Source organism: Stenotrophomonas maltophilia (assembly GCF_025642255.1).
In the GTDB taxonomy this organism is placed as follows: Bacteria; Pseudomonadota; Gammaproteobacteria; order Xanthomonadales; family Xanthomonadaceae; genus Stenotrophomonas; species Stenotrophomonas maltophilia_P.
Genome location: NZ_CP106759.1, coordinates 314,541 through 327,500, shown reverse-complemented (window position 1 = coordinate 327,500; position 12,960 = coordinate 314,541). Strand labels below are relative to the sequence as shown.

Sequence of the window (12,960 nt, the reverse complement as noted above, 5' to 3'; positions counted from 1 at the left end):
AAGTATGTCCCTGTTCGCCCCATTTGTGAAGGGGGTGTGGCGACTTTTTTCATCGGATGTTGGCACCGTTCATCCGACAGGCGCCCGATGAACGGCGCCACGAGCGGCCGGGCGCGTGCCCGGCGCTTGTCCGACAGGTCTCAGGCCGCGATCAGGCGCACACGGGCGAATGTGCGCTTGCCGACCTGCAGCAGGCCTTCGAAGCCCGGCTGCAGCACCTGCTGACCATCTTCCACGACCTCGCCATCCACCTTGACGGCGCGCTCCTTGAGCTTGCGGTTGGCTTCTGAGTTGCTCGGGGTCAGCCCGGCAGCGGTCAGCAGCGCCGCGATGCGCAGACCTTCGGCCGGAATCGCCACGTCCTGCAGCGGCAACTGGGTGATGTCGCCCTGTCCGGTCACCGCCGCTTCCCAGCCCGCAATGGCCTGTTCGGCGGCGGCTGCGTCGTGGAAGCGGGTTGCCAGCTCCCGCGCCAGGCGCAGCTTCACCACGCGCGGGTTGAGACCGCCGCTGGCCACCTGCTCCCGCAGCTGCGCGGCCTCGGCCTGGCTGATATCGAAGGACAGCAGTTCGATCCAGCGCCACATCAGGGCATCGTCCACCTTCATGGTCTTGGTGACGATGTCGATGGCCGGCTCGCTGATGCCGATGTAGTTGCCCAGCGACTTGGACATCTTGTTGACGCCATCCAGGCCTTCCAGCAGCGGCATGGTCAGCACCACCTGCGGCTTCTGCCCGTGGTGCTCCTGCAGGCCACGACCCATCAGCAGGTTGAACTTCTGGTCGGTACCGCCCAGTTCGACGTCCGCCTGCAGGGCGACCGAGTCGTAGCCCTGCACCAGCGGGTACAGGAACTCGTGGATGGCGATGGACTGCTGTGCGGCGTAGCGCTTGGCGAAATCGTCGCGCTCGAGCATGCGTGCCACGGTGTGCTGGCCGGCCAGGCGGATCATGTCGGCCGCCCCCATGCTGCCGAACCACTCCGAATTGAAGCGGACTTCGGTACGGCTGCGGTCCAGCACCTTGAACACCTGTTCCTCGTAGGTGCGGGCATTGGCCAGCACATCCTCGCGGCTGAGCGGCTTGCGGGTCAGGCTCTTGCCCGAAGGGTCGCCGATCATGCCGGTGAAGTCGCCGATCAGGAAGATGACCTGATGACCGAGGTCCTGGAACTGGCGCATCTTGTTCAGCAGCACCGTATGACCCAGATGCAGGTCCGGCGCGGTGGGGTCGAAGCCAGCCTTGATCCGCAGCGGACGGCCTTCCTGCAGGCGCGCACGCAGATCCTCGAGCTTGAGGATCTCGTCGGCACCACGGCCGATCAGGGAAAGGGCTTCTTCAATCGAGGACACGTGACTACTCCCGGCAACGCCGATTCTTGTGTGGGGGTGTTAAAGCCAAGTTAACCCGATTGGCTTCACAAAAGCCAATGGGCACAAGGGTTTGACGCGCTTTTCTCAGGTGTCTATGGTAACCGGCGTTCAGGCCCGCGCTCCCGGGCCAGCCAGGAAAAACCGCCGATGCACAACTCCGAACAAGGGCGCGCACGCAAGCAGCGCTTCCAGGAACGCCTTCACGTCCTGCACGACAACGCCCTGCATCGGAAGCTCAGGCAACATCTTCCCGCCGCCTTCAATGAGCGCTGGACCCGGCGTCACTGGATGCATGCCAGCCTGTTCGCGACCATCGGTGCGCTGGTCGCCACGATCGTCCCCGGTTTCTCGCACACCATCGACGCCCCCTACGCCGACAGCCACACCAGCCTGGCCCTGCCCTTGCCGCCGCTGTCGCTGGCCCGCCAGCAGCAGGTGCCCGGTGACAGCTGGCAGGTCCTGCGCGTACAGCGTGGCCAGACCCTCAGCGAGCTGTTCGACCAGGCCGGCATTCCGGCGACCACCCTGCATCGCGTCCTGGACCACCCCGGTGCCCGCGAATCGCTGACGAAGCTGCGTCCGGGCGCCGAGATCGCCTTCGACATGCCGCTGTCCGGCGACCTGCGCAGCATCCGCTTCGACCGCGACGGCGAGAACCGGGTCGAGCTGAGCCTGGCCGGCGACAACATCAAGGAAACCGTGACCAAGCGCGAGACCTCCACGCGCACGGTGGTCACCAGTGGTGAGATCACCAGTTCGCTGTATGCCGCAGCGCGCCGGGCCGGGCTGTCACCCTCGGCGATCGCCACCATGACCGACGACATCTTCAAGTACGACATCGACTTCTCCAAGGACCTGCAGCCGGGCGACCGCTTCAGCGTGGTGATGGATGAGACTTGGCGCGAGGGCGAAAAGGTCGATACCAGCAAGATCCTGGCAGCGACCTTCACCACCGGCGGCAAGACCTATTCGGGCTTCCGCTTCGAACGCAACGGCAAGTCCGAGTACTACGACATCAATGGGCGCTCGCTGAAGAAGAGCTTCATCCGCATGCCGATCCCGTTCGCGCGCCTGAGCTCGACCTTCGGCGCGCGCAAGCACCCGGTGCTGGGCAAGATGCGCATGCACAAGGGCGTGGACTACGCCGCCCGCACCGGCACGCCGATCATGGCGGCCGGCGATGCGCGCGTGCAGTTCGCCGGCGTGCAGCGCGGCTACGGCAATGTGGTGATCCTCGACCACGGTCGTGGCCACACCACCCTGTACGGGCACATGTCGCGCTTTGCGAACATCCGCACCGGCCAGCGCGTGGCGCAGGGCACGGTGATCGGCTATGTCGGCTCGACCGGCCTGGCCACCGGCCCGCACCTGCACTACGAATTCCGCGTCAACGGCGTGCACCGCAACCCGCTGACGGTGACCATGCCGCCGCCGGAGCCGCTCAAGGGCGCCGAGCTGGCCGCCTTCCGCGCCCAGACCGCGCCGGCGATGGCGCGCATCCAAGGCATGGAGAAGCTGATCTACGCCGACGCCAGCCCGGCGCCGACCGGTCAGGACGAGGCGGCCACGGAGGTGGCCAGCGCCAAGGACACGCAGACCCGCGGCCGCAAGCGCGGCTGAGACCTGCGTTGACGAACAAGGACGCGGCAGCCCAAGCTTGCCGCGTCCTTTTCTTTTGCGCGCCATGAGCACACCTGCCGACGCCAACACTCCCCTGTACCTGGGCCTGATGTCAGGCACCAGCGCCGACGGTATCGATGCCGCGCTGGTGCAGTTTCCCGACGAGGGCGGCTGCCGCTTCGTGCATGGCCTGACGGCGCGCTGGGAGCCCCTGCTGCGCGCGCGGCTGGTGGCGCTGGGCGAAGGGGGGCCGCTGGCGTCGCTGGAGGAGCTTGGCGAACTCGACGCGCGGATCGCGATCGCCTTCGCCGACGCCGCCAACCAGTTGCTGGACGAATCCGGCGTGGACCGCACCCGGGTGCGGGCGATCGGCTCGCATGGGCAGACCGTGCGCCACCGGCCGCTGGCCGATCCGGCCTTCACCGTGCAGCTGGGCGACGGCAACCGCATCGCCGAGCTGACCGGGATCACCACGGTGTGCGATTTCCGCCGCCGCGACGTGGCTGCCGGCGGTCATGGCGCACCGCTGATGCCGGCCTTCCACCTCGGCATGCTGGGCACGGCCGACGAGGACCGGGCCGTGCTCAACCTGGGCGGCATCGCCAATCTGACCCTGATCCCGCGGGAGGGTGCCGTACGCGGCTTCGACACCGGTCCAGCCAATGCGCTGATGGATGCCTGGTGCCAGCGCCACACCGGGCGCACCTTCGATGCCGAAGGCGCCTATGCCGCCAGCGGTGTGGTGGATGGCCCCCTGCTGGCGGGCTGGCGTGCGGACCCCTGGTTCGACCTGCCCCCGCCGAAGAGTACCGGTCGCGAACAGTTCCATCTGGCGTGGGCGGAGGCGCACATGGGTGAAGGCCAGTACGCCGCTGCCGATGTGCAGGCGACCCTGCTTGAGCTGACCGTGGCGACCGTGGCCGATGCGCTGCTGGCGCAGCAGCCGCAGACACGCCGCCTGCTGGTCTGTGGCGGCGGCGTGCACAACCGGCAGTTGATGAAACGGCTGGCCGAACGGCTGCCGGCGCTGCAGGTGGAATCCAGCGCCGTGCATGGGTTGGACCCGGAGTACGTGGAAGCCATGGGCTTCGCCTGGCTGGCGCAGCGGACGATGGACGGGCTGACGGGGAACCTGCCCAGCGTCACCGGCGCGAAGGGACCGCGGATTCTCGGCGCGATCCATCTGGCCTGAGGTGGCCCCCCCCCGCCGGGCATGGCCCGGCGCTACCCCCTGCCGGGCATGGCCCGGCGCTACCCCTTCGGCATCCTCCGCCGGGCATGGCCCGGCGCGCGCCCTTCGGCGACCAACTGGTAGCGCCGGGCCATGCCCGGCGGTGAGGTATCAGATCAATCGAAGCCCTGCCCGGCCGGCAGCGCCTGCAGCGCGATGATGGCCGCAGCGAGCGCATCGACCTCGGTATCGCCAAAACCGGAGCGGACCTCCAGCTCGCTGCTGAACAACCCTTGTTCCAGCAACGCCGCACAGGTCTGTTCGTGGCTCCAGCCACGGGCAACCGCGACCCGCCGGATGCGTTCCAGCAGCAGCGGGTCCAGGTCCCGCAGCACAACATCAGCCATGCTCACTTCCCCGTTCGCAGGGCACCGCCCCCTCGGCGCGTCGGGGGCGATGATCCCGCAGACCGGGCGGGCAGGCAATCAGGCGGCCGGCGGTGGCCCGCGGTCGACGATGCGCGGCCACAGCCAGACCAGCAGCAGCAGGGTCGGCACCACGGTGACCGAGCTGAGGATGAAGAACGTGCTGTAGGAGGTGGCCTCGACGATGTAGCCCGACACACCGCCGACGAACTTGCCGGGCAGGTTGGCCAGCGAGACCAGCAGCGCATACTGGGTCGCGGTGAAGTTGCGGTCCGTCAACGACGACATGAAGGCGACCAGCACGGTGCCTGCAAAGCCCTGGAACAGGTTGTCGGCACTGAGGGCGGCATAGAACGCCCACAGCTTGCCCGGGTTGTGCGCCATCAGCAGAAAGGCCAGATTGGACAGCGCCACGCCCAGTGCCGCCACCAGCAGCATGCGCCGGAAGCCAAACGCGGCCACCGCGATGCCTCCCAGGAAGGCACCGCCGATGCCCATCCACACCCCGAACAGTTTGGAGACCGTGGCGATGTCGGCCTTGTCGAAGCCGGAATCGAGGTAGAACGGCCCCGCCATCACCCCGATCACCTGGTCAGGGAACTTGAACAGGCCGACAAAGGCCAGCAGCACCAGCGCCAATGCCACGCCGTTGCGGCTGAAGAAACTTGTGATCGGCTGGACGAAGGCTTCGGCGACATCGATGCGGCGCTGCACGGCGGTGGCGGGACGCTCCGGTTCGGCGCACAGCAGCGTGGTGATGATCGGCAGCAGCATCAGGGCGGCCATCGCCAGATACGCGATGACCCAGCCTTCAAACTGGGCCAGATACAGCGCGCCGGCACCGGCCAGGATCAGGCCGATCCGGTAACCCAACGTGTAGGTGGCCGCCAGCGCGGCCTGAGCGGTCTGCGGCGCGATCTCGATACGGTAGGCATCCACGGCCGAATCCTGGGTGGCGCCGGCAAAGGACGCCACCAGCACCCACATCACCAGGGGCCAGACGCCCTGTTCGGGGCGCACCAAGGCCAGCGCGATCAGTCCGACCAGCACCATGACCTGCGATATCAGCAGCCAGGAGCGACGACGGCCGAGCCGGCCCAGCAACGGGAAGGCATACCGATCCAGCAGCGGTGCCCACAGGAACTTGAGCAGGTAGAAGAAACTGGCCAGGCTGATCAGGCCGATGCTGCCCAGGTCCAGCCCCACATCGCGCAGGCGCGTGGACAAGGTCTGCGACGCGATCAGCAGGAACGGCAGGCCACTGCCGAAACCCAGCATGGCCATGGTCAGCGCCGACGGTGTACCGAAGGCGCGCTTGATTCCTGCCCAGCCCTTGTAGCTGACCGGCCTGGCCGCCTCGCTCACAGGTCGTAGTCCACGGTGAACGGGGCGTGGTCGGAGAAGCGCTCTTCGCGGTAGATCGAGCAGCCACGCAGTTTGTCGCGCAGGCCCGGCGTGATGAACTGGTAGTCGATGCGCCATCCCACGTTGTTGGCGCGGGCCGCCCCGCGGTTGCTCCACCAGGTGTAGTCCTCCCCGGTGGGATTGAGCAGGCGATACGCATCGGCCCAGCCACGACCGGCCGCCACGTCGGTGGCCTGGCCATGATCAGCGCACAGCGCGTTGAGCCAGTCGCGCTCTTCGGGCAGACAGCCGGAATTCTTCTGGTTGGACTTCCAGTTCCTGATGTCCAGCGCCGACCGCACGATGTTCCAGTCGCCACACAGCACGTAGTCGCGACCGCTGCGCGCCCACTCCTCCAGGATCGGCCGCAGCCACTCCATCACTTCGAACTTGAATCCCTGGCGCAGGTCGCCGGAGCTGCCGGACGGAATGTAGAAGGACACCACGCTGAGGTTGCCGAAGCGCGCCTCGATATAGCGCCCCTCATCGTCGAACGGCGCCCAGCCCAGCGAGGTGATGACCTGGTCCGGTTCCCGCCTGCTGTAGATCGCCACGCCGCTGTAGCCCTTCTTGGTGATGGCATCGCGGTAGAAGCAATGGTGTCCGTCGGGCCGGAACATCGGGTCGGTCAACTGGTCTTCCTGGGCCTTGGTCTCCTGGAGGCACAGGACGTCGGCGTCCTGGGCGCGGAACCAGTCGAGGAAGCCTTTGGTCGCGGCGGAACGGATGCCATTGGCGTTGAAACTGATGATGCGCATGCGGGGGACCTACGACGGGAAACCGGGCAAGCATACCGGTTGGCTGCTGGGCTGCGCAGTCCGGCGGACGCGGCCGGACGGCCCCCCCGGAAGAGCGCCGACGAGCGCGGAAGGCCCGGCTGCATTAGGATTTGTGCTCCAAATGAAGATGAATCGAGTTTTGATGAGCGACCACCGTCACCGTTTCCTGCAGCTGGCCCTGACCGCCGACGCCCTGCGCTTCGGCCAGTTCACCCTCAAGTCCGGCCGGCTGAGCCCCTATTTCTTCAACGCCGGTCGCTTCGACTCCGGCTCGCTGCTGTCCCAGCTCGGCGCCTGTTATGCCGATGCCATCGACGCCAGCGGGGTCAAGTACGACGTGGTGTTCGGCCCGGCCTACAAGGGCATTCCGCTGGCCACGGCAATGGCCTGCGAGCTGGCCCAGCGTGGCCGCGACCTGCCGCTGTCGTTCAACCGCAAGGAAGCCAAGGACCATGGCGAAGGCGGCCAGCTGATCGGCGCCGACATGAATGGCAAGCGCGTGCTGATCGTCGATGACGTGATCACTGCGGGTACTGCGATCCGCGAAGCGCTGGCCATCATCCGCGCGGCAGGCGGCACTCCGGCCGGCATTGTGGTCGCTCTGGATCGCCAGGAGATCGCTTCGGAAGCCGATCGCCGCTCCGCGGCGCAGGCAGTGGCCGAGGAAGCCGGCATCCCGGTGATCGCAGTGGCTTCGCTGGGCGACCTGCTTGATTTCGCCTCGGGAAACCCGGAACTTGTCGGCTACCGGCAGCCGCTGGAAGCCTATCGGGCCCAGTACGGCGTCCGCTCCACACGCTGACCGCCAGGGGGAAGGTCGCATGTCCCGAATTCCTGCTGTTCTCTTCGCCGGCCTGCTGCTGGCCCTGCCGTTCACCGTGGCGGGGCAGTCGCGGGGCGGCGACAAGGTCGAGAAGAAGCTGTACTGCTGGAACGAGGGCCAGGAGCGGATCTGCACCGATGCGCTTCCTGCCGATGCGGTCAACCACGCGCGCGACGAGTTCAATGCCCGCAGTGGGCTGCGCAATGCGCAGGTGCAGCGCGCGCTGACCGACGAAGAACGTGCCGCCGCCAGTACCGCGGCGGCACAGCAGCAGCTGGACCGGATGGCCGAGCAGACCCGCCAGCGCACCGAGCAGGCGATGCTGACCACCTACGGCAGCGAAGACGACCTGCGGCGGGTGTTCGCCGAGCGCCAGGAAGTGCTCGACAACAACCTCAAGACCGCCCAGTACAACGTGGCCAGCCTGCGTGAATCGCTGGTCGCGCTGCTGTCGGCGGCCGGCGACCGCGAGCTGGCGGGCGCCAAGGTGGGCGACCCGCAGGCCGAAGCGATCCGCCAGCGGCACGTACAGCTGCAGTCGCAGCAGCGCCTGCAGTCCGGCTTCCTGCAGCAGCAGCAGGCGTTGAAGGCGGAGATCGAAAGCACCCTGCAGCGCTATCGCGAGCTGAAGGGCCTGGCGCCGGCTGCCCCGGCTGGCTGAAAACGCTCCTGCCGCCGGGCATGGCCCGGCGCTACCCGTGGCCAGGTTACGGCCTGACGCGCGGAATTTATGCAGTCTTTACGCGCCGGCCCGGTCCGCCGGGTAGTGCGTTTACGGGGCGCAGGCCGACCATGACGGCCTGAGGTGGAGGGGTTCCACCAGGACGCAATTCCCATGTCCCCCTGGCTGTCGTTGGTGTGTGGCGTGCTGGTGCTGATCGCCGCCGCCTATCTTCTGTATGTCGTGCTGCGGCCCGAGTCGTTCTGAGCGGAGCCGGCCATGATTGAAATTCTTGTCATTCTTGCTGCCAGCGTCGCGCTGGCATGGCCGCTGGGACTGTACCTGGCGCGCGTGATGCGCGGCACGCCGATGAAGGTCGACGTGCTGTTCCGTTGGATCGAAACGCCGCTGTACAAGGTCTTCGGCGTCGATCCCGCACGCTCGATGTCCTGGCGTGGCTACGTGCTGGCATTCCTGCTCAGCAATGGGGTGGTGGCGGTGCTGACCCTGGCGGTGTTCATGACCCAGGCGTGGTTGCCGCTGAATCCGGACCAGATCCCGAACATGCGCTGGGACACCGCGCTGCACACGATGATCTCGTTCCTGACCAACACCAACCAGCAGCACTATTCGGGCCAGGCGCAGCTGTCCTACCTCTCGCAGATGACCGGGATCACTGGTCTGCAGGTGGTGACCCCGATGATGGGCCTGGCGCTGGCGGTGGCCACACTGCGCGCGCTGTTCGCGCCGGCGCCGCAGTCGGCCACAGGCAGCGCCGGCGATGACCGCCAGGTCGCAGTGGGCAACTACTACACCGACGTGGTGCGCCTGTGCGTGCGCGTCCTGTTGCCGCTGTGCCTGCTGTGGACACTGCTGCTGACCAGCCAGGGCGTGCCGTCGACGCTGGCGGCGGGGCCGCAGGCTACGCCGATCGATGCCTCCGCCGGCATGACGACGCAGAAGCTGCCGCTGGGTCCGGTCGCGGCGATGGTCGCCGCCAAGCAGCTGGGCGCCAACGGCGGCGGCTGGTATGGCCCGAACAGCAGCTTCCCGCTGGAGAATCCGACGCCGGTTTCGAACCTTCTCGAAGTGATCGGCATCCTGCTGGTACCGATGGCGGTGATCTTCATGATCGGGGCATTCACCGGGCGACGTCGCTTCGGCGCGCTGGTGTTCGTCTGCATGCTGGGAATGTCGCTGCTGTCCACCGGCGCCATGGTGTGGAGCGAAGGCCACAGTGCCAGTGCGGCCACGCCCCTGCTGATGGAGGGCAAGGAAGTACGTTTCGGCGCCGACGGCACCGCGTTGTGGGCGGCGGTGACGACGCAGGTGTCCAATGGCTCGGTGAACGGCATGCACGATTCGCTGGCCCCGCTGAGCGGTGGCATTGCCCTGGTCAACATGCTGGTCAGTGCGATCTGGGGTGGCATCGGCTGCGGCCTGCAGCAGTTCATCGTCTACCTATTGCTGGGCGTGTTCCTGGCGGGGTTGATGACGGGCCGGACGCCGGAACTGTTCGGTCGCAAGCTGGAGACCCCGCAGGTGCGCCTGCTGGCCCTGCTGGTGCTGCTGCAGCCCATCACCCTGCTGGTGTTCACCGCGGTCACTCTGGCCGTGCCCGGCCTGGCCGGCACCTCCAATCCCGGCTTCCACGGCATCAGCCAGGTGTTCTACGAATACGTATCGGCCTACGCCAACAACGGTTCGGGCTTCGAGGGACTGGGTGATGCCACGCCGTGGTGGAACCTGAGCTGCTCGCTGGTGCTGCTGCTGGGTCGCTTTCCGCTGCTGGTGATTCCGCTGGTGGTTGCTGCCCAGCTCGCCGCCAAGCGGCAGGCACCGGAGTCAGCGGGCAGCCTGCAGATCGAAACCCCGACGTTCGCCCTGACCCTGGTGTCGGTGATCGTCATCCTGACCGTGCTGCAGTTCATGCCGGCGCTGGTGCTTGGCCCGATCGCCGACCACCTGAGCCTGGGACTGCATTGAGGACACCCCCATGAGTAGCCACGCAACCTCAACCCGTAACCCGCTTGCGTCACGCCCTGCCCTGCTCGATGCGGCCGGCCTGCGCCGCGCACTGGTCGACGCCGTACGCAAGCTTTCACCGATGCATCTGGTGCGCAGCCCGGTGATGGCGGTGGTGATGGCCGGCACGATCGTCGCCGCGATCATCACCCTGACCGGCAACGCTCCACTGGGCTTCGGCCTGGCGGTGACCGCGATCCTGCTGGTCACCGTATTGTTCGGCAACTTCGCCGAGGCCGTCGCCGAAGCACGCGGCCGGGGCCAGGCCGCATCGTTGCGCCGTGCCCGCCAGGACCTGGTGGCGCGCCGACTGGCCGCCGCGCAGCCAGGGGCCGCAGAAACGCAGGTGCCGGCCGCCGAACTGCGCCCGGGCGACCACGTCATCGTCAGTGCCGGCGAGCTGGTGCCAGCCGATGGCGAGATCGTGCAGGGCCTGGCCACCATCAACGAAGCGGCGGTAACCGGCGAATCGGCACCGGTGCTGCGCGAAGCGGGTACCGATCGCTCCGGCGTGATCGGCGGTACCAAGGTGCTGTCCGACCAGATCGTCGTGCGTGTGACCGCCGAGCCGGGCCACAGCTTCCTGGACCGGATGATCGCGCTGGTGGAAGGCGCCAACCGGCAGAAGACACCGAACGAGGTCGCCCTGACCCTGCTGCTGGCGGCGATGACGCTGACCTTCCTGGTGGTGGTGGCGACATTGCCGGCCATCGGCGCCCATGTCGGCGTCCAGGTCGATCCACTGCTGCTGATCGCACTGCTGGTCTGCCTGATCCCGACCACCATCGGCGGATTGCTGCCGGCCATCGGCATCGCCGGCATGAACCGCGCCCTGGCGGCCAACGTGCTGGCCAAGTCGGGCAAGGCGGTGGAAGTGGCCGGCGACGTCGATGTGCTGCTGCTGGACAAGACCGGCACCATCACCTACGGCGACCGCCAGGCCAGCCACTTCCATGCGTTGGCCGGGATCGACGCCAGCCAGCTGCGCGACGCGGCCCTGTTGTCCTCGCTGGCCGACCCGACCCCGGAAGGCAAGTCGATCGTGCGCCTGGCACGCGAGCAGGGGTGCACCACCGCCGAACCGGAGCAGGCCGTCTACCTGGCCTTCAGTGCGCAGACCCGCATGTCCGGCGTTGACCTTGCCCATGGCCGGCAGATCCGCAAGGGTGCGCTGGATGCGATCCGCAACCATGTGCAGGCGCAGGGAGGCGTGGTGCCGGCCGAGCTGGGCGGGCGCGTCGAACAGGTCGCCCGCAACGGCGCCACGCCGCTGGTGGTGGCGGAAGGTCGCCATGTGCTGGGCGTGATCGAACTGTCGGACGTGGTCAAGCACGGCATGCGCGAGAAGTTCGCACAGCTGAGGGCGATGGGCATCCGGACGGTGATGATCACCGGTGACAACCCGCTGACCGCGGCCGCCATCGCTGCCGAAGCCGGCGTCGACGACTACATCGCCGAAGCCCGGCCCGAGGACAAGCTGGCACGCATCCGCCAGGAACAGGCCGGGGGCCGTCTGGTGGCGATGGTCGGCGATGGCACCAACGATGCGCCGGCGCTGGCCCAGGCCGACATCGGGCTGGCCATGAACTCCGGCACGCAGGCCGCCAAGGAAGCCGGCAACATGGTCGACCTGGATTCGGATCCGGCCAAGCTGCTGGCGGTGGTGGAAGTAGGCAAGCAGCAGCTGATCACCCGCGGCGCGCTGACCACCTTCTCGCTGGCCAACGATGTCTCCAAGTACTTCGCGATCCTGCCGGCGCTGTTCGCCGCGGCGGTACCCGCGATGGCAGCGCTGAACGTGATGCAGCTGTCCAGTCCGCGCAACGCGGTGCTGGCCGCGCTGATCTTCAACGCCCTGGTGATTCCCGCTCTGATTCCGCTGGCTCTGCGCGGCGTGCGCTTCCGCCCGGCCACGGCCACCGCGCTCCTGCGCCGGAACATGCTGGTGTACGGCCTGGGTGGCGTGCTGCTGCCGTTCGCGGCGATCAAGGCGATCGACCTCCTTCTTGTCCTGGTATCCGGCTCATGAACCGCTCTGCTTCCACTTCTTCTTCCCTTCCGCGCGAAGCCAAGGCCGCATCCCGCATGGCCCGCCTGCAGGACGACGCCAGCTGGCGCCCGGCGATCGGCCTGGGTGTGGCGACCCTGCTGCTGGCCGGTGCGGTCTACGCCGGCATCGCCACCGGTTTTGCCGGCCTGGCGTACCCGATGCAGGCCGAAGGCAGCCTGCTGCGCGATGGCAGCGGCCAAGTGCGTGCGTCGGCGTGGCTGGCGCAGCCGTTCACTGGCGATGGCTACTTCCAGGCGCGGCCATCGGCCGCCAACTATGACCCGATGGCGGCGGCCGGCTCCAACCTGGCACGCAGCAACCCTGCGTTGACCGAGCGCGTCGCCGCAAGCACGGCTGCGGTCGCAGCGCGCGAAGGCGTCGCACCGGACCAGGTGCCGGCGGACCTCGTCACCCAATCCGGCGGCGGGCTCGATCCGCAGCTGACGCCGGCGGCGGCGCAGTTGCAGGTGGCCCGCGTGGCGCGTGCCCGGGGCCTGCCGGTGGAACGTGTGCAGGCGCTGCTGCAGGCCCACACCGAGGGACGCCAATGGGGTCTGTTCGGCCAGCCGCGGGTGAACGTGGTGACGCTGAACTTCGCGCTGGACCACGCAGCCGCCAGGCCGTGATGC

The 12,960-nt window shown here is 67.8% G+C and carries 12 protein-coding genes; 8 read left to right on the top strand and 4 right to left on the bottom strand.

Going from position 1 to position 12,960, the window contains the following annotated elements; genetic code table 11:
- Nucleotides 1-140 precede the first annotated feature (140 nt).
- The gene (gene tyrS, locus N8888_RS01470; protein WP_053516484.1) at nt 141-1,352 is read right to left on the bottom strand and encodes a tyrosine--tRNA ligase; all 1,212 of its coding nucleotides are present in this window, start codon (nt 1,350-1,352) and stop codon (nt 141-143) included.
- Nucleotides 1,353-1,520: 168 nt separating this feature from the next.
- Between tyrS and N8888_RS01465 the strand changes: the two genes are divergently transcribed.
- Nucleotides 1,521-2,993, top strand: coding sequence for a M23 family metallopeptidase (locus N8888_RS01465; protein WP_263176925.1), 1,473 nt, complete (start codon nt 1,521-1,523; stop codon nt 2,991-2,993).
- A 64-nt stretch (nt 2,994-3,057) separates the two neighbouring features.
- Nucleotides 3,058-4,185 carry an anhydro-N-acetylmuramic acid kinase gene (locus N8888_RS01460; protein ID WP_164153152.1) on the top strand — a complete coding sequence of 376 codons (1,128 nt, stop codon included), beginning with the start codon at nt 3,058-3,060 and terminating at the stop codon, nt 4,183-4,185.
- Between the two features lie 155 nt (nt 4,186-4,340).
- Here the strand turns inward: N8888_RS01460 and N8888_RS01455 are convergent, their stop codons facing one another.
- From N8888_RS01455 to N8888_RS01445, 3 genes are all read right to left on the bottom strand, one after another.
- Nucleotides 4,341-4,571, bottom strand: coding sequence for a hypothetical protein (locus tag N8888_RS01455; protein ID WP_053516488.1), 231 nt, complete (start codon nt 4,569-4,571; stop codon nt 4,341-4,343).
- 78 nt (nt 4,572-4,649) lie between these two features.
- A complete protein-coding gene (locus N8888_RS01450; protein ID WP_263176921.1) occupies nt 4,650-5,954 on the bottom strand; it encodes an AmpG family muropeptide MFS transporter in 1,305 nt (434 codons plus the stop codon).
- Nucleotides 5,951-6,751, bottom strand: a complete 801-nt coding sequence (locus tag N8888_RS01445) for an exodeoxyribonuclease III (protein ID WP_053516492.1) — start codon at nt 6,749-6,751, stop codon at nt 5,951-5,953. Before N8888_RS01445 ends, N8888_RS01450 begins: the two co-directional genes overlap by 4 nt.
- Before the next feature lie 163 nt (nt 6,752-6,914).
- Between N8888_RS01445 and pyrE the strand changes: the two genes are divergently transcribed.
- The 6 genes from pyrE to kdpC all read left to right on the top strand — a co-directional run bounded on the left by pyrE (nt 6,915) and on the right by kdpC (nt 12,957).
- A complete protein-coding gene (gene pyrE / locus N8888_RS01440; RefSeq protein WP_065174233.1) occupies nt 6,915-7,574 on the top strand; it encodes an orotate phosphoribosyltransferase in 660 nt (219 codons plus the stop codon).
- 19 nt (nt 7,575-7,593) lie between these two features.
- Entirely contained in the window at nt 7,594-8,256 is a 663-nt protein-coding gene (locus tag N8888_RS01435; RefSeq protein ID WP_053516496.1) for a hypothetical protein, read from the top strand.
- A gap of 174 nt (nt 8,257-8,430) precedes the next feature.
- Nucleotides 8,431-8,523, top strand: a complete 93-nt coding sequence (locus N8888_RS01430; RefSeq protein WP_053516498.1) for a potassium-transporting ATPase subunit F — start codon at nt 8,431-8,433, stop codon at nt 8,521-8,523.
- A 12-nt stretch (nt 8,524-8,535) separates the two neighbouring features.
- Nucleotides 8,536-10,242: a potassium-transporting ATPase subunit KdpA gene (kdpA, locus tag N8888_RS01425; RefSeq protein WP_065181998.1), complete on the top strand. Its 1,707-nt coding sequence runs from the start codon at nt 8,536-8,538 to the stop codon at nt 10,240-10,242.
- A 10-nt stretch (nt 10,243-10,252) separates the two neighbouring features.
- The gene (gene kdpB / locus N8888_RS01420; RefSeq protein ID WP_193395769.1) at nt 10,253-12,310 is read left to right on the top strand and encodes a potassium-transporting ATPase subunit KdpB; all 2,058 of its coding nucleotides are present in this window, start codon (nt 10,253-10,255) and stop codon (nt 12,308-12,310) included.
- The gene (gene kdpC, locus N8888_RS01415; protein ID WP_065182000.1) at nt 12,307-12,957 is read left to right on the top strand and encodes a potassium-transporting ATPase subunit KdpC; all 651 of its coding nucleotides are present in this window, start codon (nt 12,307-12,309) and stop codon (nt 12,955-12,957) included. Before kdpB ends, kdpC begins: the two co-directional genes overlap by 4 nt.
- The last annotated feature ends 3 nt before the right edge of the window (nt 12,958-12,960 follow it).